This is a genomic window from Citrobacter sp. RHB35-C17 (genome assembly GCF_013816795.1).
In the GTDB taxonomy this organism is placed as follows: domain Bacteria; phylum Pseudomonadota; class Gammaproteobacteria; order Enterobacterales; family Enterobacteriaceae; genus Citrobacter_A; species Citrobacter_A amalonaticus.
This window is the reverse complement of record NZ_CP057150.1, coordinates 748,671-772,678: the sequence shown is the minus strand read 5'-3', so window position 1 is coordinate 772,678 and position 24,008 is coordinate 748,671. Positions and strand designations below refer to the sequence as shown.

At 53.2% G+C, this 24,008-nt stretch carries 25 protein-coding genes, 1 tRNA gene and 2 pseudogenes; 17 read left to right on the top strand and 11 right to left on the bottom strand.

From position 1 onward, the window contains the following. Window positions 1-31 precede the first annotated feature (31 nt). From HVZ37_RS03780 to ruvX, 6 genes are all read left to right on the top strand, one after another. Window positions 32-532: a SprT family zinc-dependent metalloprotease gene (locus HVZ37_RS03780; protein ID WP_042998053.1), complete on the top strand. Its 501-nt coding sequence runs from the start codon at window positions 32-34 to the stop codon at window positions 530-532. A gap of 91 nt (window positions 533-623) precedes the next feature. Further along, entirely contained in the window at window positions 624-1,331 is a 708-nt protein-coding gene (gene endA, locus HVZ37_RS03775; RefSeq protein WP_181628458.1) for a deoxyribonuclease I, read from the top strand. Window positions 1,332-1,410: 79 nt separating this feature from the next. Continuing rightward, window positions 1,411-2,142, top strand: a complete 732-nt coding sequence (gene rsmE, locus HVZ37_RS03770) for a 16S rRNA (uracil(1498)-N(3))-methyltransferase (protein WP_042998055.1) — start codon at window positions 1,411-1,413, stop codon at window positions 2,140-2,142. 12 nt (window positions 2,143-2,154) lie between these two features. Beyond that, the gene (gshB, locus tag HVZ37_RS03765) at window positions 2,155-3,102 is read left to right on the top strand and encodes a glutathione synthase (protein ID WP_044255655.1); all 948 of its coding nucleotides are present in this window, start codon (window positions 2,155-2,157) and stop codon (window positions 3,100-3,102) included. A 174-nt stretch (window positions 3,103-3,276) separates the two neighbouring features. Continuing rightward, window positions 3,277-3,840, top strand: a complete 564-nt coding sequence (locus HVZ37_RS03760; protein WP_042998057.1) for a YqgE/AlgH family protein — start codon at window positions 3,277-3,279, stop codon at window positions 3,838-3,840. Beyond that, window positions 3,840-4,256: a Holliday junction resolvase RuvX gene (gene ruvX, locus HVZ37_RS03755; protein WP_042998058.1), complete on the top strand. Its 417-nt coding sequence runs from the start codon at window positions 3,840-3,842 to the stop codon at window positions 4,254-4,256. Before HVZ37_RS03760 ends, ruvX begins: the two co-directional genes overlap by 1 nt. Window positions 4,257-4,269: 13 nt before the next feature. Here ruvX and HVZ37_RS03750 read toward each other — a convergent pair whose 3' ends face one another. Continuing rightward, a complete protein-coding gene (locus HVZ37_RS03750) occupies window positions 4,270-5,250 on the bottom strand; it encodes a type IV pilus twitching motility protein PilT (protein WP_061070563.1) in 981 nt (326 codons plus the stop codon). A gap of 17 nt (window positions 5,251-5,267) precedes the next feature. Between HVZ37_RS03750 and HVZ37_RS03745 the strand changes: the two genes are divergently transcribed. Genes HVZ37_RS03745 through hemW form a run of 5 tightly spaced genes read left to right on the top strand, consistent with a single transcriptional unit; the run spans window position 5,268 to window position 8,574 of the window. Then, entirely contained in the window at window positions 5,268-5,972 is a 705-nt protein-coding gene (locus HVZ37_RS03745) for a YggS family pyridoxal phosphate-dependent enzyme (protein WP_061070564.1), read from the top strand. 18 nt (window positions 5,973-5,990) lie between these two features. Continuing rightward, the gene (locus tag HVZ37_RS03740; protein ID WP_042998061.1) at window positions 5,991-6,557 is read left to right on the top strand and encodes a YggT family protein; all 567 of its coding nucleotides are present in this window, start codon (window positions 5,991-5,993) and stop codon (window positions 6,555-6,557) included. Further along, window positions 6,554-6,844 carry a DUF167 family protein YggU gene (yggU, locus tag HVZ37_RS03735; RefSeq protein ID WP_181628118.1) on the top strand — a complete coding sequence of 97 codons (291 nt, stop codon included), beginning with the start codon at window positions 6,554-6,556 and terminating at the stop codon, window positions 6,842-6,844. The genes HVZ37_RS03740 and yggU overlap by 4 nt, the downstream gene beginning before the upstream one ends. 7 nt (window positions 6,845-6,851) lie before the next feature. Then, a complete protein-coding gene (locus HVZ37_RS03730; protein ID WP_042998063.1) occupies window positions 6,852-7,445 on the top strand; it encodes an XTP/dITP diphosphatase in 594 nt (197 codons plus the stop codon). After that, window positions 7,438-8,574, top strand: a complete 1,137-nt coding sequence (gene hemW / locus HVZ37_RS03725) for a radical SAM family heme chaperone HemW (RefSeq protein WP_181628117.1) — start codon at window positions 7,438-7,440, stop codon at window positions 8,572-8,574. The genes HVZ37_RS03730 and hemW overlap by 8 nt, the downstream gene beginning before the upstream one ends. 31 nt (window positions 8,575-8,605) lie before the next feature. On the opposite strand, the gene HVZ37_RS03720 is transcribed toward hemW, so the two are convergent. The 5 genes from HVZ37_RS03720 to trmB form a co-directional block, all read right to left on the bottom strand. Further along, entirely contained in the window at window positions 8,606-9,613 is a 1,008-nt protein-coding gene (locus HVZ37_RS03720) for a DUF1202 family protein (RefSeq protein ID WP_109739853.1), read from the bottom strand. Between the two features lie 133 nt (window positions 9,614-9,746). Further along, a complete protein-coding gene (ansB, locus tag HVZ37_RS03715) occupies window positions 9,747-10,793 on the bottom strand; it encodes an L-asparaginase 2 (RefSeq protein WP_042998066.1) in 1,047 nt (348 codons plus the stop codon). A 189-nt stretch (window positions 10,794-10,982) separates the two neighbouring features. Further along, on the bottom strand, window positions 10,983-11,702 hold the full coding sequence (locus HVZ37_RS03710; protein ID WP_109739852.1) for a DUF2884 domain-containing protein: 720 nt from the start codon (window positions 11,700-11,702) through the stop codon (window positions 10,983-10,985). A gap of 52 nt (window positions 11,703-11,754) precedes the next feature. After that, the gene (locus tag HVZ37_RS03705) at window positions 11,755-12,081 is read right to left on the bottom strand and encodes a YggL family protein (RefSeq protein ID WP_042998068.1); all 327 of its coding nucleotides are present in this window, start codon (window positions 12,079-12,081) and stop codon (window positions 11,755-11,757) included. Further along, window positions 12,081-12,800, bottom strand: a complete 720-nt coding sequence (gene trmB, locus HVZ37_RS03700) for a tRNA (guanosine(46)-N7)-methyltransferase TrmB (RefSeq protein WP_042998069.1) — start codon at window positions 12,798-12,800, stop codon at window positions 12,081-12,083. The genes HVZ37_RS03705 and trmB overlap by 1 nt, the downstream gene beginning before the upstream one ends. A gap of 162 nt (window positions 12,801-12,962) precedes the next feature. On the opposite strand from trmB, the gene mutY reads away from it, so the two are divergent. The 4 genes from mutY to HVZ37_RS03680 all read left to right on the top strand — a co-directional run bounded on the left by mutY (window position 12,963) and on the right by HVZ37_RS03680 (window position 16,943). After that, on the top strand, window positions 12,963-14,015 hold the full coding sequence (gene mutY, locus HVZ37_RS03695; protein WP_130097881.1) for an A/G-specific adenine glycosylase: 1,053 nt from the start codon (window positions 12,963-12,965) through the stop codon (window positions 14,013-14,015). A gap of 27 nt (window positions 14,016-14,042) precedes the next feature. Continuing rightward, window positions 14,043-14,318, top strand: a complete 276-nt coding sequence (locus HVZ37_RS03690) for an oxidative damage protection protein (protein ID WP_042998071.1) — start codon at window positions 14,043-14,045, stop codon at window positions 14,316-14,318. A gap of 73 nt (window positions 14,319-14,391) precedes the next feature. Next, window positions 14,392-15,474: a membrane-bound lytic murein transglycosylase MltC gene (gene mltC, locus HVZ37_RS03685; RefSeq protein WP_054176411.1), complete on the top strand. Its 1,083-nt coding sequence runs from the start codon at window positions 14,392-14,394 to the stop codon at window positions 15,472-15,474. Between the two features lie 212 nt (window positions 15,475-15,686). Continuing rightward, complete coding sequence (locus HVZ37_RS03680) at window positions 15,687-16,943, top strand: nucleoside permease (protein WP_044255678.1); 1,257 nt, start codon at window positions 15,687-15,689, stop codon at window positions 16,941-16,943. Window positions 16,944-17,038: 95 nt separating this feature from the next. Here HVZ37_RS03680 and HVZ37_RS03675 read toward each other — a convergent pair whose 3' ends face one another. After that, on the bottom strand, window positions 17,039-19,174 hold the full coding sequence (locus HVZ37_RS03675) for an ornithine decarboxylase (protein ID WP_181628116.1): 2,136 nt from the start codon (window positions 19,172-19,174) through the stop codon (window positions 17,039-17,041). A 427-nt stretch (window positions 19,175-19,601) separates the two neighbouring features. Here HVZ37_RS03675 and HVZ37_RS03670 point away from each other — a divergent pair, with 427 nt between their 5' ends. Then, a complete protein-coding gene (locus HVZ37_RS03670) occupies window positions 19,602-20,309 on the top strand; it encodes a DUF554 domain-containing protein (protein ID WP_099433637.1) in 708 nt (235 codons plus the stop codon). Between the two features lie 105 nt (window positions 20,310-20,414). After that, window positions 20,415-20,490: transfer RNA gene (locus HVZ37_RS03665), tRNA-Phe, on the top strand. A 271-nt stretch (window positions 20,491-20,761) separates the two neighbouring features. Here the strand turns inward: HVZ37_RS03665 and HVZ37_RS03655 are convergent. The 4 genes and pseudogenes from HVZ37_RS03655 to HVZ37_RS03645 form a co-directional block, all read right to left on the bottom strand. Continuing rightward, window positions 20,762-21,600, bottom strand: a pseudogene (locus tag HVZ37_RS03655) (STY4528 family pathogenicity island replication protein); the annotation flags it as partial. Continuing rightward, a pseudogene (locus tag HVZ37_RS23055) lies at window positions 21,597-21,797 on the bottom strand (DUF2786 domain-containing protein); the annotation flags it as partial. The pseudogenes HVZ37_RS03655 and HVZ37_RS23055, both read right to left, overlap by 4 nt. Next, window positions 21,730-23,028 (bottom strand): SPI-7-type island replicative DNA helicase, encoded by a 1,299-nt coding sequence (dnaB-PI, locus tag HVZ37_RS03650; RefSeq protein ID WP_249418376.1) that lies wholly within the window; start codon window positions 23,026-23,028, stop codon window positions 21,730-21,732. The pseudogene HVZ37_RS23055 and the gene dnaB-PI, both read right to left, overlap by 68 nt. Continuing rightward, a complete protein-coding gene (locus HVZ37_RS03645; RefSeq protein ID WP_181628115.1) occupies window positions 23,025-23,939 on the bottom strand; it encodes a ParA family protein in 915 nt (304 codons plus the stop codon). Before HVZ37_RS03645 ends, dnaB-PI begins: the two co-directional genes overlap by 4 nt. Window positions 23,940-24,008: the final 69 nt, after the last annotated feature.

The following is a 24,008-nucleotide window of genomic DNA, read 5'->3' as shown; positions in this document are numbered from 1 at the left end:
TCCCATCCCTGTCGCACTATTCTCTGCCGTTATGAAAACCGCCCGTCTCCCTATTGCTGTCCAGCAAGCCGTCATGCGTAGTCTGCGCGATAACCTCGCTCAGGCTAACCTGAAGCTCGGCTGCAGCTATCCCGAACCCACGTTGGTGTATCAACAACGTGGCACCTCTGCCGGCACCGCCTGGCTGGAAAGTTACGAAATTCGCCTAAATCCGGTGCTGCTGATGGAAAACGTCGAAGCGTTTATCAACGAAGTGGTGCCGCACGAACTGGCGCATTTACTGGTGTGGAAGCGATTTGGTCGGGTTGCGCCGCACGGTAAAGAGTGGAAGTGGATGATGGAAAGCGTGCTCGGTGTCCCCGCACGCCGCACGCATCAGTTCGAACTGCAATCGATACGCCGCAACACTTTCCCATACCGCTGCCAGTGTCAGGAGCATCAACTGACCATCCGCCGCCATAATCGCGTGGTGCGCGGCGAAGCCACCTACCGCTGCGTCCACTGCGGCGAACCCTTAGTGCCGCTTAAATAACCAGAACTATCAGGAACTTTCCTGATCTGACTGATTGCATCACACATCAACTTTCGTTACGTTGCGGGCTCGCTTTGATACGGAGTTCATGATGTACCGTCCTCTTTTTTTGGCTACCGCCTTTTTTACGGTAGCCCTTTCGGGCCAGACGTTGGCCGCTGGCATTAACAGTTTCTCACAGGCAAAGACCGCAGGCGTCAAGGTTAACGCCGATGTCCCTGGCGACTTCTATTGCGGATGTAAAATCAACTGGCAGGGCAAGAAGGGGGTCGTCGATCTCGACTCCTGCGGCTACAAAGTGCGAAAGAACGAGAATCGCGCCAGCCGAATCGAATGGGAACACGTCGTTCCGGCATGGCAGTTTGGCCACCAACGCCAGTGCTGGCACGAAGGCGGACGGAAAAACTGCGCCAAAGATCCGGTCTATCGCAAAATGGAAAGCGACATGCATAACCTGCAACCCGCCGTCGGTGAGGTGAATGGCGATCGCGGTAACTTCATGTACAGCCAGTGGAACGGCGGCGAAGGTCAATATGGGCAGTGCGCCATGAAAGTCGATTTCAAAGAAAAGATCGCCGAACCACCCGCCCGCGCGCGCGGTGCGATTGCGCGGACCTACTTTTATATGCGCGACCAGTACAACCTGACGCTATCCCGCCAGCAAACCCAGCTTTTCAATGCCTGGAACAGGCTGTATCCAGTTACCGACTGGGAGTGTGAGCGCGACGAACGGATCGCGAAGATTCAGGGAAACCATAACCCTTACGTGCAACGCGCTTGCCAGGCGCAAAAGAGCTAACCTACACTAGCGGGATATTTGATTAACCCCTTACCCCGCGCGGCGAGCCTGCGTGGGGAGATGACGCGGATTTATAACTATGCGCATTCCCCGCATTTATCACCCAGAACCCATCACCGCCGGCAGCCAGATTTCCCTGTGCGAAGATGCTGCCAACCATATCGGACGCGTTTTGCGGATGGGGCCAGGTCAGGAACTGCAGCTGTTTGATGGCAGCAATCAGGTTTTCGCCGCTGAAATCACCCGCGCCAGCAAAAAAAGCGTCGACGTAAAGGTGCTACATGGCGAGATTGACGATCGTGAATCGCCGCTGCACATCCATCTTGGCCAGGTCATGTCGCGCGGCGAGAAGATGGAGTTCACCATTCAGAAATCGATCGAACTGGGTGTAAGCCTCATTACGCCACTTTTTTCTGAACGCTGCGGCGTTAAACTGGACAATGAACGTCTGAACAAGAAGCTCCAGCAGTGGCAGAAAATCGCCATTGCCGCCTGCGAACAGTGTGGTCGTAATCGGGTGCCGGAAATTCGCCCGGCGATGGATCTGGAAGCCTGGTGTGCAGAACAGGACGAGGGGTTGAAACTGAACCTCCATCCCCGCGCCAGCGACAGTATCAACACATTGCCGCTTCCGGTTGAGCGCGTTCGTTTGCTGATTGGCCCGGAAGGCGGGCTGTCAGCAGAGGAAATCGCCATGACCGCACGCTATCAGTTTACTGATATTCTGTTAGGACCTCGCGTTCTGCGTACTGAGACAACTGCGCTCACCGCCATTACCGCGCTTCAGGTGCGATTTGGCGATCTGGGCTAACGGAGAAGAATAATGATCAAGCTCGGCATCGTGATGGACCCCATCGCAAGCATCAATATCAAGAAAGATTCCAGCTTTGCTATGCTTCTGGAAGCGCAACGTCGTGGTTACGAACTTCATTATATGGAGATGGCCGATCTTTATCTGATTAACGGTGAAGCCCGCGCCCGCACGCGTACCCTGAGCGTCGAGCAGAACTATGATAAATGGTATGAGTTTACCGGCGAGCAGGATCTGCCGCTGGACGCCCTCGACGTCATTCTGATGCGTAAAGATCCGCCGTTTGATACCGAGTTCATCTACGCCACCTATATTCTGGAACGCGCGGAAGAAAAAGGGACGCTGATCGTCAACAAGCCGCAGAGCCTGCGTGACTGTAACGAAAAGCTGTTCACCGCCTGGTTCTCTGACCTGACGCCGGAAACGCTGGTCACTCGCAACAAAGCGCAACTGAAGGCGTTCTGGCAGAAGCACAGCGATATTATTCTCAAGCCGCTTGACGGCATGGGCGGCGCGTCGATCTTCCGTGTTAAAGAAGGCGATCCGAACCTCGGCGTGATTGCGGAAACCCTGACCGAACATGGTACCCGCTACTGCATGGCGCAGAACTATTTGCCAGCCATTAAAGATGGCGACAAACGCGTGCTGGTCGTTGATGGAGAACCGGTTCCGTACTGCCTGGCGCGCATTCCGCAGGGCGGCGAGACCCGTGGCAACCTGGCCGCAGGCGGTCGCGGTGAACCACGTCCGTTAACCGAGAGCGACTGGGAAATCGCGCGCCGTATCGGGCCGACACTGAAAGCCAAAGGACTGATTTTTGTCGGTCTGGATATCATTGGCGATCGTCTGACCGAGATTAACGTCACCAGCCCGACCTGTATCCGCGAGATTGAAGCCGAATTCCCGATCTCCATCACCGGGATGCTGATGGACGCCATCGAAGCACGTTTGCAAAAATAATCAGCCATGAACCAGTGCTGTAGGCCTGATAAGCGTAGCGCCATCAGGCATTAAGACACCGATGCCGGAGGGCGACACAGGCGTCTTATCCGGCCTACAGTAGTGACATCCGTGCGCTTTACCCACATACTGACCCCTGTTGCTTTTTTGAACCAGGAAACAGAACCTCTGACAATGAATTTACAGCATCACTTTCTTATTGCCATGCCTGCTCTCCAGGATCCGATTTTCCGCCGTTCAGTGGTGTACATTTGCGAACATAACGAAGATGGCGCAATGGGGATTATTGTGAATAAGCCTCTGGAAAATCTCCAGATTGAAGGGATTCTGGAAAAACTAAAAATCGCGCCAGAACCGCGCGATCCGGCGATCCGTCTGGATAAAGCAGTGATGCTTGGCGGCCCGTTAGCGGAAGATCGCGGGTTTATCCTGCACACGCCGCCGTCGCGTTTTGCCTCCAGTATCCGCATCTCGGATAACACCGTCATCACCACGTCTCGCGACGTGCTTGAAACCTTAGGCACGAATGAGCAACCTGCCGATGTGCTGGTCGCGCTCGGTTATTCCTCCTGGGAGAAAGGCCAGCTTGAACAAGAGCTGCTGGACAACGCCTGGCTGACTGCCCCTGCCGATCTCAATATCCTGTTTAAAACACCGATTGCCGATCGCTGGCGTGAAGCCGCCCGACTGATCGGTATCGACATCCTGACGATGCCCGGCGTGGCGGGGCATGCCTGATGAGTGAAACATTACTGGCCTTTGATTTTGGCACCAAAAGTATCGGCGTGGCGATTGGTCAGCGGGTAACCGGCACAGCGCGCGCCCTGCCCGCGATTAAAGCGCAGGACGGTACGCCGGACTGGAACCTGATCGAACGCCTGCTCAAAGAGTGGCAACCGGATGAGATCATCGTTGGCCTACCGCTGAATATGGACGGCACCGAGCAACCGCTCACTGCGCGCGCGCGCAAGTTCGCCAACCGCATTCACGGGCGTTTCGGCGTTACGGTCACCTTACACGATGAGCGACTCAGCACCGTCGAGGCACGCTCCGGCCTGTTTGAGCAGGGCGGCTATCGCGCGCTGAATAAAGGTAAGATCGATTCCGCCTCCGCCGTTATCATTCTCGAAAGTTACTTCGAGCAGGGCTACTGATCCCATACGTTGCTTAAAGCCGTCCTTGTGCCTGTCGCTGTTGCAGGCTCTGGGCAAAGGTCATCATCCCCATCTGCTGCCCGGTCTGAATGACATGGGGTAACTGATGGGACTTCCCTTCCCGAATCAAATTCCCCGCTGCCGGCGTGTTGATCAGCAGTTCATACAGCGCAACGCGCCCCTCCTGCTTGTCGGGCTCCAGTTTCTGCGACAGTACGGCGCGCAGACTGCCTGCCAGTTGGCTGCGCACCGGGTCTTTTTCCTGCGCCGGAAAAGAATCAATCAGTCGCTCGATCGCCTGCGCGGCACCGCGTGTATGCAGCGTCGCCAGCACCAGATGCCCCGTTTCCGCCGCCGTTAGCGCCAGACGAATGGTCTCGCTGTCGCGTAGCTCTCCCAGCAGAATCACATCCGGATCTTCACGCAGCGCCGCGCGTAAACCGGTGGCAAATGAGGCGCAGTGCAGTCCTGCTTCACGCTGCTGAATCAGGCAGCGCTGGCTGGTGTAGATATACTCGATGGGATCTTCCAGCGTCAGAATATGTCCATCGATATGCTGATTCAGCCACGTGACCATCGCCGCCAGGGTAGTTGATTTTCCGCTGCCTGTCGCCCCAGTCACCAGAATCAAACCATTCTCGCTGCGGAGCAGTTCGGGCAGCACAGAAGGCGTCCCCAGCGTTTCCAGCGTCGGGCATTGCGTCGGCAGCAGCCGTAGCGCCAGCGACGTCCCCTGCCGCTGGTGAAAGGCGCTGGCCCGCAGGCGCTGGTTATCCGCGAGCGAAACCGCGAAATCCAGTTGCCCATTTTGTCGTAACGCCGCCTGTTGCCCCTCATCCAGCCAGTCCGCTAGCAGTCCGGTAATGTCGGTTGCGGTAAAGGGTGCACGCTCCATGCGTCCCCGTTTTCGCCAGCGCGCAGGCCACGCATTGCTTAGGTGTAGATCCGAGACGTTATGCTTTACACTAAGGGCCACAATTTCTTCCATATTCATAGACAGATCCTCGGAAAATGAACGATATCGCGCATAACCTGGCACAGGTCCGGGACAAAATCTCAGCCGCCGCATCGCGTTGCGGGCGCGCTTCAGAAGAAGTTACGTTACTTGCAGTGAGTAAAACCAAACCTGCGAGCGCCATCGAAGAAGCCATCGCCGCTGGTCAGTTAGCCTTTGGTGAAAATTACGTGCAGGAAGGGGTGGAAAAAATTCGCCACTTTCGCGAGAAAGGCATTGCCGGCCTGCAATGGCACTTTATCGGCCCGTTACAGTCCAACAAAAGCCGTCTGGTGGCCGAGCACTTTGACTGGTGCCATACTCTCGACCGCCTGCGCATTGCTACCCGGCTGAACGAACAGCGTCCGGCAGAACTGGAACCGCTGAACGTGCTGATTCAAATCAACATTAGCGATGAAAACAGCAAGTCCGGTATTCCACTGGAGGAACTGGACGCACTTGCCGCTGAGGTCGTCGAATTACCGAATCTTCGTCTGCGCGGTCTGATGGCGATCCCTGCCCCTGAGTCAGATTATGTAAGGCAGTTTGAAGTTGCCCGCCAAATGGCTGTAGCATTTGCCGGGCTGAAAACGCGCTATCCTGACGTCGATACCCTGTCGCTGGGTATGTCGGATGATATGGAAGCCGCCATTGCGGCGGGTAGCACGATGGTACGTATCGGCACCGCCATTTTTGGTGCACGTGATTACACAAAAAATTAAGGAAATCTGAGGAACGCCATGAATACGTTGACCTTCTTGCTCTCAACGGTAATTGAGCTGTACACCATGGTGCTGTTATTGCGCGTGTGGATGCAATGGGCTCGCTGTGACTTTTATAACCCTTTCTCCCAGTTTGTGGTGAAAGTGACGCAACCGATTATTGGGCCGCTGCGCCGTATTATTCCCCCGATGGGACCGGTCGACAGCGCATCGCTGCTGGTTGCGTTTATCCTCAGCTTTATCAAAGCGATAGTGCTGTTTAAAGTGGTGACGTTCCTGCCGATCGTCTGGATCGCCGCTGTGCTGATCGTGCTCAAAACCATCGGGCTGTTGATCTTCTGGGTGCTGCTGGTGATGGCTATCATGAGCTGGGTAAGCCAGGGCCGTAGCCCGATTGAGTATGTGCTGATTCAACTGGCCGATCCGCTGCTGCGCCCGATTCGTCGCATTCTCCCGGGTATGGGCGGCATCGATTTCTCGCCAATGATTCTCGTCCTGCTGTTGTACGTGATCAACATGGGGATTGGCGAGGTTCTGCAGGCAACCGGTAATATGCTGCTGCCGGGGCTGTGGATGGCGCTATGAGTGCCGTAACCCGCTGCGATGACGGACTGGTTTTACGGCTCTATATTCAGCCGAAAGCCAGCCGCGACAGCATTGTCGGTTTACATGGCGACGAACTGAAAGTCGCCATTACCGCCCCGCCGGTGGATGGCCAGGCGAACAGTCATCTGGTGAAGTTTCTCGGTAAGCAGTTCCGGGTGGCAAAGAGCCAGGTTGTCATTGAAAAGGGCGAACTTGACCGCCATAAACAGGTTAAAATCATTCATCCGCAACAGATCCCGCCAGAAGTCGCGGCATTAACTGATTAGGTATCCTATGCAAAAAGTAGTCCTCGCAACCGGCAATGCCGGTAAAGTGCGTGAGCTCGCGTCGCTGCTCAGCGATTTCGGGCTTGATGTGGTAGCGCAAACGGATCTCGGCGTCGATTCTGCCGAAGAGACCGGGCTAACCTTTATTGAAAACGCGATCCTGAAAGCGCGCCATGCCGCACAAATCACCGGTTTACCGGCGATTGCCGACGACTCCGGTCTGGCTGTTGACGTGCTGGGCGGCGCGCCGGGCATCTACTCCGCGCGCTATGCCGGTGAAGACGCGAGCGATCAACAGAACCTGGAAAAGCTGCTGCATACCCTGAAGGATGTGCCGGACGAACAGCGTCAGGCGCGCTTCCACTGCGTGCTGGTCTATCTGCGTCATGCTGACGATCCTACACCGCTGGTGTGTCACGGCAGTTGGCCGGGCGTGATTGCGCGTACGGCATCAGGCAACGGCGGCTTTGGCTATGACCCAATCTTCTTCGTGCCTTCGGCAGGTAAAACCGCTGCCGAACTGACGCGTGAAGAGAAAAGCGCGATTTCCCACCGTGGACAGGCGCTGAAGCTACTGCTGGAAGCCTTACGTAATGGTTAAGTTGCCGCCGCTGAGTCTTTACATTCACATCCCGTGGTGCGTGCAGAAATGCCCGTACTGCGATTTCAACTCGCATGCATTAAAAGGTGAAGTCCCGCACGATGATTACGTCCAGCATCTGCTGAGCGATCTCGACGCGGACGTCACGTATGCGCAGGGCCGCGAAGTGAAGACGATTTTCATCGGTGGCGGTACGCCGAGCCTGCTTTCCGGCCCGGCGATGCAAACGCTGCTCGATGGCGTGCGTGCGCGCCTGAATCTGTCAGCGGATGCGGAAATTACGATGGAAGCGAATCCGGGTACGGTCGAAGCCGATCGCTTTGTCGATTATCAGCATGCCGGGGTAAACCGTATTTCTATCGGCGTGCAGAGCTTTAGCGAAGCAAAACTGAAGCGTCTGGGACGCATTCACGGCCCGCAGGAGGCCTGCCGCGCGGCGAATCTCGCCAGCGGTTTAGGCCTGCGCAGCTTTAATCTCGATTTAATGCACGGCCTGCCGGACCAGTCACTGAACGACGCCCTGGATGACCTGCGCCAGGCAATTGCGCTGAATCCGCCGCATCTCTCGTGGTATCAACTGACGATTGAACCGAATACGCTGTTTGGTTCCCGCCCGCCGGTGTTACCGGACGATGATGCACTGTGGGACATCTTCGAACAGGGCCACCAGTTGTTAACCGCCGCAGGTTATCAGCAGTATGAAACCTCAGCCTATGCCAGACCGGGCTACCAGTGTCAGCACAACCTGAATTACTGGCGCTTTGGCGATTATCTCGGCATCGGCTGCGGCGCACACGGTAAAGTCACGTTCCCCGATGGCCGCATTCTGCGCACCACCAAAACGCGCCATCCGCGTGGCTATATGCAGGGACGTTATCTGGAAAGTCAGCGCGATGTGGAGCAGGTCGATAAACCGTTTGAATTTTTCATGAACCGATTCCGTCTGCTGGAAGCCGCCCCCCGCGCTGAATTTACGCAGTATACGGGACTGAGTGAAGAGGTAATTCGTCAGCAGATCGATGACGCCATAGCCCAGGGGTATCTGACCGAATCCGCTACGCACTGGCAGATCACCCGGCACGGAAAACTGTTTTTAAATTCGCTGCTTGAGCTGTTTCTCCCCGAATGATTCTGGATGCGCCGGTGGCGCATCCCTCCCATTACCGGAGAACTCCGTGGCGTCGTAATTCATCGGTCTCTTTTTTCCAGCGATCATAGCCTTCATTGATATCGTCAATCTTGATATGCAGATCCGTCTGCTGCATACGAAGTTTAGAGGCAGCTATGTTCAGCGGATACTGTCCTTTTTCATACGCGATCCAGTCAGCTAGCGCTTTTCGGCTGAGTTCTTGCGATTTCAGAAAGACCTGCCGTCTTTGCTCTTGTATATCGAAATCTCTCTTTTGCTGAATGGGCGTTTCATAACAATTGTCACTCTTTTTATGACATGCGTCTAACGCTGGCTGATACACTTCTTTTGCATATTTCTCGGCAAACGCACTGCTGTCGTTCGCTTTGACAAAGTCATCGCGCACTTTAAACATCTTGTGGAATGCCTCTTCCCGGGTCAGTTTTTTACCATCAGACGCTTTACCCCAATAGTCATCGGCCTTTTGTTGAGCAACAGCTATTTGTTTATCCAGCGTTTTTATTTGTTCTTCGAGGTGGGCGATCGACTTTTTCTGCGCGATATATGAAGCATCAATTTGACTGAATCGGTAGTTAAAATCATCTCCATTTACGATGAGATATTTATCGTTGGTTTTAATATCAGTAATAACCCGCCCTTCATTGCTGGCTGCCGCTTGAAAGGAATAGAAATTCACCCTCCAGCCGGAAGCAGGTGTCCCTGTACTGGTTAACATCGCGGAAAATTTAACCGGTCGATCTTTTATCCAGGTACGTTCCACAAAGTAATAATCCGCAGCCATACCGATACCGGTATAAAGATCATCACTGGAAGAGACGTCGCCCTCCGCAGACCAGGTGGCCTGATTACCAGTGGAATCAAGATTTTTTAAGGTGACAGAATTCAGTTTAAGCACGCCGTGGTACTGCTTACTAAACGCATCTTTCAAGACGCAATCGCCAGGTTGAGCGACTTCTGCCCAGCTATAACCTGAAACCAGCGTAAAAAACGCCGCACCTGCTATCCATTGTCGAAACATTTGCGGACCTCCCGTCCAGAATAATGCTAACCGCCACCATCATAATTAAAATGATCGTTAGCAGATTAATGATTCACTGGTCAGAGAGATATTTCAGAAAACTGCCCCAGCCGCTTGACTGGGGCATCAGCGATTAATACTGATTAAACATCGTCTGGATCTGTTTCGGATCTTTAGTCTGAGTCAGCGCCAGTTGCAGCAGTACGCGTGCCTTCTGTGGGTTCAGAGAACCAGAGGCAACGAAACCGTACTTCGCATCATCGATTTCAGCATCCTGCGTGGTTGAACCAGTCGGTACGCGGGAAGAACGCACTACAACAGTTCCTTTATGCGCTGCGGTTGCCAGCGTATCGAAGACCGTTTTGTACAGGTTGCCGTTACCCACACCAGCGCTCACAATCCCATCATAACCGGCATCCACCAGCGCTTTTGCCGGCAGATCGGAAGCATTCGCGTAGTTATAGACGATACCGACCTTCGGCAGTTCATTCAGCTTAGAAACGTCGAACGGCGTGGAGGTGGTGTGCTTACGCGCAGGCGTACGCTGGTAGTCGATTTTACCGTTATGAATGTAGCCCAGCGGTCCGTAGTTAACGGATTTGAAGGTCGCCACATCGGTGGTGTTGGTTTTGGTCACGTCGCGCCCGTCAAGCACGGTGTCATTCATCACGACCAGCACGCCACGGTTGGCAGAGGCTTTATCCGCCGCTGTCACTACCGCGTTATAGAGGTTGAACGGACCGTCCGCGCTCATTCCGGTAGACGGACGCATTGCGCCAACCAGCACTACCGGCTTGTTGCATTTCACGGTCAGATCGAGGAAGTAAGCGGTCTCTTCCATGGTGTCAGTACCGTGGGTAATCACGAAGCCGTCGGTGCTGTCACACTCGTTATTGATCTTTTTCGCCAGGGTTAACCAGACGTCGTCGTTCATATCCTGCGAACCGATATTGACAACCTGCTCACCCTTAACGTTAGCGATATCCTTAAGTTGAGGAACGGCTTTGACCAGATTCTCTACGCCAACTTTGCCCGCCGTATAGTTAGATTTGGTTGCGGAGTCACCGCCACCGGCAATCGTCCCGCCGGTCGCTAAAATGGTAACGTTCGGTAAGGCGAGTGCTGCACCGCTGAAACCCATTACCAGTGCTGCCAGTGCCGTTTTCCTGAAAAACTCCATGTTATTTCTCCAGTTACGTGAATTTGCCGCATTATCCCAATGCCAGAGCTGAATAATGTGATTTCATCCAATTAACCAGACAAATGTATCTATCAGATTGTTAAATTTAGAGGTGGATATCAAAACGAAGCGGAAAGGCAAAAGAAAATGGCACAGAGGCGATCTGTGCCATTGTTTTATATGAAAAGTTTATTTAAGCGTGCTGACCAGCGCCTTGCGGTTATCTTCCAGCGTCACCACGCGGTTGCAGACATCTTTACCGAACTGCTGGAAATCTTTTTCCTGATTCTTCCATTCGGTCTGGATCGCGGATTGTAATCCGCCGAGGCTGCCCAGCACGCCCTGCAGTGGATTCCCACCGCCTTTCAGAACGGCTTTCGCCCCCATCTCGTTGATGCTGTCCTGCAAAATGCCGCCCATCGCCTGATTCACCAGTTGCTGACCGTCGGCACGCACCTGATCGATAGCTTTATAGTGGAAGGTCAGACCGTCGGTACGATGCTCGATAATCCGGTTCATCTGCTCTTTCAACTGGGCATCCAGTTTCGTCAGACGCCCCCGCATGTTACTGCTCTCGCCCACTTCTTTGGCGATAATTTTATCCAGCGCCACGCGCCCTTTTTCAACACGGTTTCTGGCACCTTCATCAATCCACGGCAGCGCGCTGCGCAGTTCGGCCTGGTAATCTTTCGCCTGCTCGCGCTGTGCGGCGCTCAGCGTGTACTGCTTACCGTTGTACATCACATTGCCGTCCGGCGTGATCACCAGGTTGCCGTTTTCACCCTTCACCTGCACCGTTTGCGGGCTCAGAATCACATCGTCACGCGGCGTGACGCTGCACTGGTAGTCTGCATGAGCGGTCATCGCCGTTACAGAAAGGGCTGCCGCCAGCAGCGTTTTGCGCATCATAACTTTCCCTCAAGACAAATCGGGCCAGCAAATGCTGGCCCCGTATGCGTAGTTAGTCCCACCAAACGTCGAAAAGTTCGCTGGTACGCACTTCTTCAAGTTTGTGTTCTTCCAGCCACTTACGCACAATCGCCTGATGTTCTTCAGTGCATTTGCCGATTTCCTGCATGCAGATCAGACCTTCCCAGGCCAGATAACCGCTGCCGTCAAAAGCCAGTTTGTTCGGTTCAATAACGTCATTGATAAAGTCATCAACGGTTTTATCAACCTGCTCTTCAGATGTACCTTCCGGGAAACGCCATGCTACCGAAAATCCTAATTCCTGGAATTCGTCGATATGCATTTTTTTACGCAGACGACGGCTACGGTTCTTTGCCATTATTTCACCCTCTCGAACATTAAGTCCCATACGCCATGACCAAGACGATGGCCACGTTGTTCAAATTTGGTTACCGGGCGCGATGGTGGGCGCGGTACGTAATCGTGACTCTCTGACAGGTTTTTATATCCGTCAATGGAGGACATCACTTCAAGCATGTGCTCGGCATAGGCTTCCCAGTCAGTCGCCATGTGGAACACGCCGCCCAGCTTCAGTTTGCTTTTGACCAGCTCGGCAAACGGTACCTGAACGATACGGCGTTTATTATGACGTGCTTTGTGCCACGGGTCAGGGAAAAAGAGCTGAACCATCGTTAAAGAATTGTCAGGAATCATTTTATGCAGCACTTCGACTGCGTCATGGCACATCACACGCAGGTTCTCAACGCCCTCGTCATGGGCCGACGCCAGACATGCGCCCACACCAGGCGAGTGAACTTCAATACCGAGGAAATTTTGCTCCGGGCGCGCTTTCGCCATTGCCACCAGTGAGGCGCCCATACCGAAGCCAATCTCCAGCGTAACCGGCGCTTCACGGCCAAACAACGTCGCGAAATCCACCGGCTCTTCGCTGAATTCAACGCCCATCACCGGCCAGTAGTTTTCCAGCGCGTGCTCCTGCCCTTTGGTCAGCCGCCCCTGGCGACGAACAAAACTACGAATCCGGCGCAGTGGACGGCCGTTTTCATCAAATTCCGGTGAGATGACGTCGTTTTTCATAAAAGTTAAGTCTGCTTGTGATTAAGGTCTGAAAACGGGCATTATCCAAAGTTAGTTGCCGGATGCAAGTAAAGGAAGCGCTCACGCTGCGGAAAGTTCCGGTTTACACCCTGTTGCCTCTGTGCTGCAATCTTGCCCCCAACAATAATGAATTCGGTGACCATGCAAGCGTCTCAATTTTCAGCCCAGGTTCTGGACTGGTACGATAAATACGGGCGAAAAACCCTGCCCTGGCAAATTGATAAGACGCCTTACAAAGTATGGCTCTCAGAAGTGATGCTGCAACAGACCCAAGTGACGACGGTCATTCCTTACTTTGAACGGTTTATGGCCCATTTCCCGACGGTGACCGATCTCGCCAACGCGCCGCTGGACGAAGTGCTTCACCTGTGGACGGGGCTCGGTTACTACGCCCGGGCGCGTAATCTGCACAAGGCGGCGCAACAGGTAGCCACACGGCATAACGGCGTATTCCCTGAAACCTTTGAAGACGTGGCGGCGCTCCCCGGCGTCGGGCGTTCAACCGCCGGCGCCGTGCTGTCACTCTCGTTGGGTCAACCTTTTCCGATTCTTGACGGCAACGTTAAACGTGTGCTGGCGCGCTGCTATGCTGTTAGCGGCTGGCCGGGTAAAAAAGAGGTTGAGAAAAAACTCTGGGATCTGAGCGAGCACGTTACCCCGGTGAAAGGTGTGGAGCGTTTTAACCAGGCGATGATGGATTTAGGCGCGATGGTGTGTACGCGCTCAAAACCGAAATGCTCGCTGTGCCCGTTGCAGAACAGTTGTGTCGCCTGTGCGAATGACAGTTGGTCACTTTACCCTGGCAAGAAACCGAAACAGACGCTGCCTGAGCGGACAGGCTATTTTCTGCTGCTGCAACATCAGGACGAGGTCTTACTGGCTCAACGCCCGCCAAGCGGATTGTGGGGTGGGTTATTCTGTTTCCCACAGTTTGCCAGTGAAGAGGAATTACGGGAATGGCTGGCGCAACGGCATGTGAACGCTGATAATTTGACCCAACTTAACGCGTTTCGCCATACCTTCAGCCATTTCCATCTGGATATTGTGCCTATGTGGCTTACTGTGTCTTCATGCGGTTCATGCATGGATGAAGGCAACGCGCTCTGGTATAACTTAGCGCAACCGCCATCTGTTGGCCTGGCGGCTCCGGTGGAGCGTTTATTACAGCAGTTACGTACCGGTGCCCCCGTTTAACGCACCGGACGATGAAGAGGATAAGTTATGAGCAGAACGATTTTTTGCACTTTCCTGCAGCGTGAAGCAGAAGGACAGGATTTCCAGCTGTACCCGGGCGAACTGGGAAAACGCATTTATAACGAGATTTCAAAAGAAGCGTGGGCGCAGTGGCAGCACAAGCAGACTATGCTTATCAACGAAAAGAAACTCAATATGATGAACGTCGAGCATCGCAAGCTGCTGGAACAGGAGATGATCAACTTCCTGTTTGAAGGCAAAGACGTGCATATCGAAGGTTATACGCCGGAAGATAAAAAATAAGCACGTTGCCGGATGGCTCAACGCTGTCCGGCAACACCGCACAACGACAAACACAACACGCACTCCCGGAATGATGAAAAAATTTCTCGCGCTTGCCGTTATTGCGCCGTTGCTTATATCCTGTTCCAGTTCGACCAAAAAAGGCGATTCTTATAATGAAGCCTGGATCAAGGATACCAACGGTTTTGACATTCTGATGGGGCAGTTTGCCCACAACATTGAAAATCTGTGGGGCTATCAAGAAGTGCTGATCGCCGGTCCAAAGGACTACGTGAAGTACACCGATCAGTACCAGACCCGCAGCCATATTAACTTTGACGACGGGACCATTACCGTTGAGACCATCGCCGGGACTGAACCTGCGGCACATTTGCGTCGCGCCATCATTAAAACCTTGCTGATGGGTGATGATCCCACCTCCGTCGACCTCTACTCCGATGTCGATGACATTCAGATCTCCAGAGAGCCGTTCCTGTACGGCCAGGTGCTCGATAACACAGGTCAGCCGATCCGCTGGGAAGGCCGGGCGACGAAATTCGCCGATTACCTGCTGCAAACGCGGATGAAAAGCCGCAGCAACGGGATCCGCATGATTTTCAGCGTGACAATTAACCTGGTGCCGAATCACCTGGATAAACGTGCGCATAAATACCTCGGCATGGTGCGCAAGGCATCCCATAAATATGGCATTGATGAGTCGCTGATTCTGGCGATTATGCAGACGGAGTCATCCTTCAACCCATACGCAGTAAGCCGTTCCGATGCGCTGGGGCTGATGCAGGTGGTTCAGCATACCGCCGGGAAAGACGTTTATCGTTCCCAGGGCCGCTCCGGTGTCCCGAGTCGCAGTGAACTGTTCGATCCAGCCAGCAACATTGATACCGGCACCGCCTATCTGGCGATGCTCAACAATGTCTATCTGGGCGGCATCGATAACCCAACGTCACGACGCTATGCGGTGATCACCGCTTACAATGGCGGGGCGGGCAGCGTACTGCGCGTCTTCTCCAGTGATAAAGTGCAGGCCGCGAATATCATCAACAGCATGACGCCAGGGGATGTGTACCAGACGTTAACCACGCGTCACCCCTCTTCTGAATCGCGCCGTTATCTGTATAAAGTCAATTCCGCGCAAAAAACCTATCGGCGGAACTGATGCTTCTCTTCCCCGCTCCCGGTAAAACGGCGAGCGGGCGACCCAAAACGTGACAAAAGTCACTTTTTCGCATTGCAAAAAGGTATTGTTTTGCAATTATTTGTCACAGGTAACAAAAAATCACCCATCGTCGTTGATAGAATCACATCATACAGTCACGGCATTTGTGCCAAACGAAACATTCATCCGCCTTCCTGTGTGAGGAAATTAACATGAATCTTAAGCTGCAGCTGAAAATACTCTCCTTTCTGCAGTTCTGCCTGTGGGGAAGTTGGCTGACCACCCTCGGCTCCTATATGTTTGTCACCCTCAAATTTGACGGTGCTTCTATTGGTGCTGTCTATAGCTCGCTGGGGATCGCGGCGGTTCTGATGCCGACCCTGTTGGGGATCGTGGCGGACAAATGGCTCAGTGCAAAGTGGGTATACGCCATCTGTCACGTGGTGGGTGCAGTGACGCTGTTCATCGCCGCTGAAGTCACGACGCCGGGTGCGATGTTCTTTGTGATCCTGCTTAACTCACTGGCATATATGCCAACGCTTGGGCTTATCAACACCATTTCCTATTACCGCTTGCAGAACGCAGGCATGGACATCGTTACTGACTTCCCGCCGATTCGTATCTGGGGCACCATCGGTTTCATCGCCGCCATGTGGGCCGTGAGCTTCTCCGGTTTCGAACTGAGCCATATGCAGCTGTATATTGGCGCGGCGCTCTCTGTGATGCTGGTGCTGTTTACGTTGACCCTGCCGCACATTCCGGTGGCGAATCAGCAGAAGAATCAAAGCTGGACTTCTATGCTGGGTCTGGATGCCTTCGCGCTGTTTAAAAACAAGCGTATGGCTATCTTCTTCATCTTCTCAATGATGCTCGGCGCAGAACTGCAAATTACCAACATGTTCGGGAACACCTTCCTGCACAGCTTCGACAACAACCCGCTGTTCTCCGGAAGCTTTATCGTTGAGCACGCGTCGGTGATGATGTCGATCTCGCAGATCTCCGAAACCCTGTTCATCCTGACCATTCCGTTCTTCCTCAGCCGTTACGGGATCAAGAACGTCATGCTGATCAGTATCGTGGCGTGGATGTTGCGCTTCGGCCTGTTCGCCTACGGCGACCCGAGCCCGTTTGGTACCGTGCTGCTGGTTCTGTCGATGATTGTTTACGGCTGCGCCTTCGACTTCTTCAACATCTCCGGTTCGGTGTTCGTTGAGAAAGAAGTTCGTCCGGAAATCCGCGCCAGTGCGCAGGGCATGTTCCTGATGATGACCAACGGCTTCGGCTGTATCCTCGGCGGCGTGGTAAGCGGGAAAGTGGTAGAGCATTACACCCTGAACGGCATTACCGACTGGCAGACCGTGTGGCTGATTTTTGCCGGCTACTCACTGGTTCTGGCCTTTGCCTTCGTGGCGCTGTTTAAGTACAAGCACGTTCGCGTCCCGACCGGCACGCAGACCGTCGCACATTAATCTCTCTGTCGGATAAGACGCTTTCGCGTCTTATCCGGCCTACTCCGATACACCTGGCCGGATAAGCGCAAGCGCCATCCGGCATTCTCTTTCGATTACTTCAACACATACCCGTATAACCGTTTAATGCCATCGGCATCGGTTTCACTATAAACGCCCTGCAACTCCGGCGAGAACCCAGGCAGCATATTCACCCCCTCTTCCAGCGCCAGGAAATAACGCTGTACCGCACCGCCCCAGACTTCGCCCGGCACTACGCACAGCACGCCCGGAGGATACGGCAGCGCCCCTTCCGCCGCGATACGGCCTTCAGCATCACGAATGCGCACCAGTTCAACATCACCACGAATAAAGGCGCTGTGGGCATCCTGTGGGTTCAGCGCCACCGTCGGGAAACTCTCCTGACGGAACATCGCTTTTTGCAGAGCCTTCACGTCAAAACTGACATACAGATCGTGCATCTCCTGACACAGTTCGCGCAGGGTGTAGTCGCGATAGCGCACCGGATATTTATTGAAGATAGTCGGAAGCACCTGTGCAAGCGGCGTGTCGTCTTCGATATGCTGTTCAAACTGTGCCAGCATCGCCGTTAAATGCGCCATTTTTTCCGGACTCTCGGCGGGCGTCAGCAGGAACAGAATCGAGTTGAGATCGCACTTCTCCGGCACAATACCGTTTTCACGCAGGTAATGGGCCAGAATGGTGGCCGGAATACCAAAATCAGTATAACGTCCGGTCTGCGCATCAATACCCGGCGTGGTGAGCAGCAGCTTGCACGGATCGACAAAATACTGATCGTCGGCATACCCTTCGAAGCCGTGCCATTTTGCGCCCGGCGCAAAGCTGAAGAAACGCCGCTCGCGGGCAATCACCTCGGTGGGATACGACTGCCACGCCTTACCCTCCACAACTGGCGGAATGAACGGCACAAGCAGCTTACAATGGGTCAGGATAGCCTTACGCGCCTCAATCCCCAGCGTCACGCACTCTGCCCACAGACGTCGACCACTCTCCCCTTCGTGGATTTTGGCATTGACATCCAGCGCGGCAAACAGCGGGTAGAACGGACTGGTTGAAGCGTGCAGCATGAACGCATTGTTCAGCCGCTTATGCGGACAGAAACGCGCCTGGCCACGAATGTGATTATCTTTCTTGTGGATCTGCGAGGTCTGTGAGAACCCGGCCTGCTGTTTATGCACCGACTGGGTGACGAAAATACCCGGATCGTTTTCATTCAGCTCCAGCAGCAGCGGCGAACCGTCGGCCATCATCGGGATAAACTGCTCATAGCCGACCCAGGCAGAGTCAAACAGAATGTAGTCACAAAGATGACCGATTTTGTCGATCACCTGACGGGCATTGTAGATCGTGCCGTCGTAGGTTCCCAACTGGATGATTGCAAGCCTGAAGGGACGCGGCAACTCTGCCTTTTCTGCGGCTATGTCGCGGATCTGTTCGCGCAGATACGCTTCATCAAAGCAGTGTTCATCGATCCCGCCGATAAAACCAAACGGGTTACGGGCCGCTTCCAGATAGACCGGAGTCGCCCCCGCCTGAATCAGCGCACCGTGGTGATTCGATTTGTGGTTGTTGCGATCGAACAGCACCAGATCGCCCCGCGTCAGCAGCGCATTGGTGACCACTTTATTCGCCGCTGACGTGCCGTTCAGGACAAAATAGGTTTTATCGGCATGGAAGACTTTGGCGGCAAACTTTTGCGCATCTTTGGCTGACCCCTCGTGAATCAGCAAATCCCCCAATTTCACGTCGGCATTGCACATGTCGGCACGAAAAACATTTTCACCAAAGAAGTCATAGAAATGACGCCCGGCTGGGTGCTTTTTAAAGAATGCGCCGTGCTGATGCCCCGGACAGGCGAACGTGCTGTTTTTCATATCCACATACTGCGTCAGCGTGTCGTAAAACGGCGGCAGAAGGTCTTCCTCATACAGGCTGGCGGCAGATTCCAGCTCCAGCCACTCCTGCGCAGTACCGCGAATAACGGCGGTCGCGCCTGCGGGTAGAGCTATGTTCTCTTCGGTGAGAATAAAGACCGGCAGATGAAAGCCCGTGCGTTTGAGTAACGCAAGAATGCCGCTACGGCTATCGGTAACGGTCATGACGACGGCAGCGACATCGGTAAAGTCAGTACTGTCCAGCGCCACAACACCGCGATGAGTAGATAAACGAGAAACCAGTTCACTACTGGCGGCAATGTTCATTGATTTCATAAGCGCAAAAACCCGTTTCGGGAGAATAAGAGTCCCGGACAAGGCTCATTGCCCTGCCCCACGAGATGTTTAGGTCAAACTGGTCACCAGCTCCGACCGCCAGACATCAGTAAAAGCAGACCGTTTCTGATTTTACTGTTGTCCTGCAGTGAGCATACGTTGCCCTCACCGCATGGTGAGTAAGAGGGAAGGAATAACGAGAAGGGGCAGCCATCGCGCTAACCGGCGATGCGAAAGGCGATGTGAAGGTGTTGCGTTCATCCCATGCGGCCCCGAACAGACTGGAGAAAATTCGCGCAATCATGGCACCTTTAACCAGGAGGGGCAAGATTTAATTCTTATGCACACTTGTTGCGGTTAAACAACACTGTAAATGAGAACCAGGTCATAATAATGCACTTTGACAACATAATGAGCAGGAGCTTACGTGGTAATTGGACCTTTTATTAACGCCAGCGCCGTTTTGGTGGGTGGTGTTATTGGCGCCCTTCTTAGCCAACGTTTGCCGGAACGGATTCGTGTCTCCATGACCTCTATTTTCGGTCTCGCATCACTTGGCATTGGTATCTTACTGGTGGTCAAATGCGCCAATCTTCCGGTTATGGTGCTGGCAACGCTGGTCGGCGCACTAATTGGTGAGTTTTGCTATCTGGAAAAGGGGATCAACACCGCCGTCGCCAAAGCGCAGACACTCTTTATGCGGTCGGGTAAAAAGCAGCCCCATGAATCGTTTATCCAGAATTATGTCGCCATCATTGTCCTTTTCTGCGCCAGCGGGACGGGGATTTTTGGGGCTATGCGCGAAGGAATGACCGGCGATCCGAGCATCCTGATTGCTAAATCCTTCCTCGATTTCTTTACCGCCATGATCTTCGCCTGCTCTCTGGGTATCGCCGTGTCGGCTATCGCGGCTCCGATGCTGCTCATCCAGCTTTCACTGGCGACCTGCGCGGCGCTGATATTGCCGCTCACCACCCCCGCAATGATGGCCGATTTCAGTTCGGTCGGGGGGTTATTGCTGGTCGCCACTGGTTTACGCATCTGCGGAATCAAAATGTTTGCCGTGGTCAATATGCTCCCGGCGCTGCTCCTCGCCATGCCGCTTTCCGCCGCCTGGACCGCGTATTTCGCTTGAGAATGCGTGCAATAACAGCAAAGTGGTGATAGATTGTGCAGTCTGCGTTGAATTGAAGAAATTTCGTTGACGAAACGAGGCGGATCGGTTTTAATGCGCCCCGTTGCCCGGATAGCTCAGTCGGTAGAGCAGGGGATTGAAAATCCCCGTGTCCTTGGTTCGATTCCGAGTCCGGGCACCACTTCTTCAGAGCCTGTTCGTTAAGAGATGAGATCCTTAACGGGCAAGACAGTAGTCCCCAGACGGCAATGGTATCTGTGTTACCGCATCAGTTGAACACGGGACTTAAATCCAGAGGATGTTTCAGCCATCCTCTGGATTTCTCTCGTCCACAATTTACTTCACGAACGTATTTACCCTCAGATCTTCCCTGTGTCAATCTTTTGTAAAGCAAACATCCCTTTTTTTTCCTTTTTTAATTTCATCAACTTAGATTTAACTTAAGATTAGTCTTATGCCGCATCCAGTTCCTCCAGCATGTCCCGGACCTTATCCAGGTCACTTTCAACATACTCCAGCGTGACCGCCGGTGTTGAATGACCCAGCAGGTCCTGTGCCATCTTCAGGTTACGATCCGGCAAACGCATCAGGTTAGTCGCGATGGTGTGTCGGAACCTGTGCGGACTGACTGTAAAACCGCATTCTCGTGAAAGTCGTCTGAAAAACGCACGCAACGGCGGATACAGTCCGAATTTCGGACTCCGGCGTAACTCCTTGATTTTTTACTGAGTCCATTTTCCGGACTCTGTGAATTATCAGGTTTAAGGGAACTGAGTCCGTTTTCCGGACTCAGTGAATTCGGGCTGTTTTTTATGCGTTTTTTACTGAGTCCTGATTTCGGACTCGGTTGCACAGCCTGTCGCTGACGAGCCATTTGTTCTGGTGTGGCAGGTGCACTCAGCCGGCTCTCAATAATGGCCAGGCGGCTGTGACGGTGGCGCATTCCCGGATCATGAAGGATATCATTGACTACAGCCAGCGCCGTCATACGTACGGCTTTATTCCTGCTCAGGCAACTCTCTTCAACAAGGGTCAGCCAGCCCGGATCAAAAGTCTCAGCATCACGGTAGCCCAACGGCTCATCATGTTGTGCATAGATATTGCCCCGCACACGACCATGGTCGTCGCGAACACGCTTACACAGGCTGAGCCAGCCTGTAAGACGCAGCATCAGCAGAACGCGGCTGACCGTATCTCTGGAGGCCTTCTCTGAATGTGCCGACGCCAGCTGAACCTGGAGCTCATCATAAGTCGGGAAAACAGCACCTTCATTCTGCTGTGCATACATCCGGCAATCTGACCGTCAGTGTCTGCACGAAGTTGCCGCTGTAAAACGGTATAGATATAGAGCGCAACTTCGGCTCTCCCGCTGAAACCATAAAAGTGCAGAGATCGGCGAACGCTTTTTACACCACTGCAACTAGTGTGAATATGCCAGCCAAACCAGCAACGGCAGCCCGTGGCCATGCATACCACTGTCTTCAGTGTTTTCGTGATAGACCTCATCACGATAGATAAAGACAATTACATCAGCATCCTGTTCCAGTGCACCGGAATCACGAAGATCGCCATTGTTCGGCCGTTTATCAGCACGACTCTCCAGTTGACGATTCAGCTGCGAAAGGGCAACAACCGGACAACCCATTTCTTTCGCCAGCGCTTTGAGTGACCGCGAGATTTCAGCAATTTCCTGTGTGCGGTTCTCCTGATCCGGACAACGCATCAGTTGCAGGTAATCAAGACCGATGACTGAAGGGTGACCATAACGGCGGGCGTTACGACGGGCGCGAATTCTGAGCATGGCGGGGGTCAATGAGCCTGTGTCATCTATGATGAGGCGGTCTTTAAGGTCACCCATCAATAGTGAAGACGCGTTTGAAACGCGCGCCCAGTCCTCATCATCCATCTGACCATTTTTTAAATGTGTTAGATCTACACTGCCAAGTGAAGCGACCATACGCATGAGGATCTGCTCGGTGGGCTGCTCAAGGCTGTAAAACTGCGCATGCGTATCGGCTTTTTTTAGAAGTGAATTAAGAATCAGGCTGATCAGAAAAGCAGTTTTCCCCATTGAAGGCCTTGCTGCTATAAGTATCAGATCAGCAGCCTGCAGCCCGCTGGTCATGGCATCAAAATCTTCAAATCCCGTAGGCGTACCAGTAATACCATCAGGCACATTGCAACGACGTTCCAGCTCTGTCAGGAGTTTTTCCATGCCGTCAAGCAGCGTCACAGCCTGCTGTGGTTCTGAACGTTCTGCCAGCCGCGTAATTTTTTGCTCTGCGGTTTCCATCACCGCCCCGATATCAGCACCGGATGCCTTAACAGTCTCGGTTATCTCAGTACCAATTGCGACCAACTGTCGCCCCTGGCTGAACCTGGCAACAATGTCACAGTAAGCGACGATATTGGCCGCACTCGGAGTATTTTTTGAAAGTTCAGCCAGATAGGCGAATCCGCCAAGTTGCTCAAGTGCATCCTTACCGCGGCTTTCAATGCTCTCAGCAAGTGTGATCAGGTCAATCGGACGCCCTGCTGCAACCAGGCGCGCCATTTCATGAAAGATGACCTGGTGAACCTTGAAATAGAAATCATCGGTATTGAGACGGAGCGCCACTTCATCCCAGCAGTCGTTATCAAGCATCAGGCCACCAATGACGCTCTGCTCAGCATCCTGAGAAAACAGCCCTGATACATTTCTGCGGTTGTTAGAGGTCATTCCTCGCCCCCCGCATTAGCTAACGCATCAAAATTCGCTTTCCACTCAGGGAAAAGTTCACATGCCAACTGATACATTGACGTAAATGCTGAGTCGCTTTTACGCCGGGTATTTTTTTCAAGACGATGTACCGGTACGCCCTTAACATGCCCAAGGACATAGACAGTCAGGTCATAGATACATGTCTCCAGCAAGTCGATATGAATTTTGTCTGCATGGACGCTGTAGCGTTTATCTTCAACGACCGCTTTGACTTCGGCGAGAGTCTCAACAGAAAGATTGTCGTATTCCATACAGTTGATAAGCAATTTTGTGACCGGAAGCTGAATGCCAAACGCACAATAAGGCAGCAATTCTTCCATCAGCGCGACTGTACCGCGCATGAACTCCCTGACATCAGGAAGAATTGGTTTGGCAATACCCACCATGGTTCCGGTGGAAGCAAGGATGATTAACTCAGACATCACTGACCGCGAGCCTTGTGAATCGACAATAATCACGCCATATGAATTAAAAAGGGGATGTGAAAGAGCATTTCGGAGACGAACTCGCCCATCAGGCGCATTCAGCATTGCAGTAGGGAGAAAATTACGAGGATCGTTGGAAACGATAATGTCCAGATTATTGATTGACGTACGGGAGATCAGATTATCGGGATCGGAGAGATCAACTGTCTGCATCAACAGTTCGTACAAACCACCAGGGGCTTCGTATTCAAGCGGGAATATACTGCTGGCCGTTGGCTGAGCATGATCGCCATCAATCAGAAGTGTTTTGATGCCTGCATCGGCCAGAAATCCTGCAAGATTAGCTGACTGAGTAGACTTACCCTCGCCGCCCTTAGTGGAAACAACAGGTATAATACGAGGCTTAACGCCCAACGTTGGATAATCGATTGATTGTAAATGCATTTTAGCACCTGAAAATTAATCAGGATGCGATTCAACAAATACCGATCATTCTTCTATGGAATTTAACAT

What these genes read in the sequence shown, in the direction of transcription:
- HVZ37_RS03780 (WP_042998053.1), top strand. Translation starts at nt 32, where the DNA reads ATGAAAACCGCCCGTCTCCCTATTGCTGTCCAGCAAGCCGTCATGCGT.
- endA (WP_181628458.1), top strand. Translation starts at nt 624, where the DNA reads ATGTACCGTCCTCTTTTTTTGGCTACCGCCTTTTTTACGGTAGCCCTT.
- rsmE (WP_042998055.1), top strand. Translation starts at nt 1,411, where the DNA reads ATGCGCATTCCCCGCATTTATCACCCAGAACCCATCACCGCCGGCAGC.
- gshB (WP_044255655.1), top strand. Translation starts at nt 2,155, where the DNA reads ATGATCAAGCTCGGCATCGTGATGGACCCCATCGCAAGCATCAATATC.
- HVZ37_RS03760 (WP_042998057.1), top strand. Translation starts at nt 3,277, where the DNA reads ATGAATTTACAGCATCACTTTCTTATTGCCATGCCTGCTCTCCAGGAT.
- ruvX (WP_042998058.1), top strand. Translation starts at nt 3,840, where the DNA reads ATGAGTGAAACATTACTGGCCTTTGATTTTGGCACCAAAAGTATCGGC.
- HVZ37_RS03750 (WP_061070563.1), bottom strand. Translation starts at nt 5,250, where the DNA reads ATGAATATGGAAGAAATTGTGGCCCTTAGTGTAAAGCATAACGTCTCG.
- HVZ37_RS03745 (WP_061070564.1), top strand. Translation starts at nt 5,268, where the DNA reads ATGAACGATATCGCGCATAACCTGGCACAGGTCCGGGACAAAATCTCA.
- HVZ37_RS03740 (WP_042998061.1), top strand. Translation starts at nt 5,991, where the DNA reads ATGAATACGTTGACCTTCTTGCTCTCAACGGTAATTGAGCTGTACACC.
- yggU (WP_181628118.1), top strand. Translation starts at nt 6,554, where the DNA reads ATGAGTGCCGTAACCCGCTGCGATGACGGACTGGTTTTACGGCTCTAT.
- HVZ37_RS03730 (WP_042998063.1), top strand. Translation starts at nt 6,852, where the DNA reads ATGCAAAAAGTAGTCCTCGCAACCGGCAATGCCGGTAAAGTGCGTGAG.
- hemW (WP_181628117.1), top strand. Translation starts at nt 7,438, where the DNA reads ATGGTTAAGTTGCCGCCGCTGAGTCTTTACATTCACATCCCGTGGTGC.
- HVZ37_RS03720 (WP_109739853.1), bottom strand. Translation starts at nt 9,613, where the DNA reads ATGTTTCGACAATGGATAGCAGGTGCGGCGTTTTTTACGCTGGTTTCA.
- ansB (WP_042998066.1), bottom strand. Translation starts at nt 10,793, where the DNA reads ATGGAGTTTTTCAGGAAAACGGCACTGGCAGCACTGGTAATGGGTTTC.
- HVZ37_RS03710 (WP_109739852.1), bottom strand. Translation starts at nt 11,702, where the DNA reads ATGATGCGCAAAACGCTGCTGGCGGCAGCCCTTTCTGTAACGGCGATG.
- HVZ37_RS03705 (WP_042998068.1), bottom strand. Translation starts at nt 12,081, where the DNA reads ATGGCAAAGAACCGTAGCCGTCGTCTGCGTAAAAAAATGCATATCGAC.
- trmB (WP_042998069.1), bottom strand. Translation starts at nt 12,800, where the DNA reads ATGAAAAACGACGTCATCTCACCGGAATTTGATGAAAACGGCCGTCCA.
- mutY (WP_130097881.1), top strand. Translation starts at nt 12,963, where the DNA reads ATGCAAGCGTCTCAATTTTCAGCCCAGGTTCTGGACTGGTACGATAAA.
- HVZ37_RS03690 (WP_042998071.1), top strand. Translation starts at nt 14,043, where the DNA reads ATGAGCAGAACGATTTTTTGCACTTTCCTGCAGCGTGAAGCAGAAGGA.
- mltC (WP_054176411.1), top strand. Translation starts at nt 14,392, where the DNA reads ATGAAAAAATTTCTCGCGCTTGCCGTTATTGCGCCGTTGCTTATATCC.
- HVZ37_RS03680 (WP_044255678.1), top strand. Translation starts at nt 15,687, where the DNA reads ATGAATCTTAAGCTGCAGCTGAAAATACTCTCCTTTCTGCAGTTCTGC.
- HVZ37_RS03675 (WP_181628116.1), bottom strand. Translation starts at nt 19,174, where the DNA reads ATGAAATCAATGAACATTGCCGCCAGTAGTGAACTGGTTTCTCGTTTA.
- dnaB-PI (WP_249418376.1), bottom strand. Translation starts at nt 23,028, where the DNA reads ATGACCTCTAACAACCGCAGAAATGTATCAGGGCTGTTTTCTCAGGAT.
- HVZ37_RS03645 (WP_181628115.1), bottom strand. Translation starts at nt 23,939, where the DNA reads ATGCATTTACAATCAATCGATTATCCAACGTTGGGCGTTAAGCCTCGT.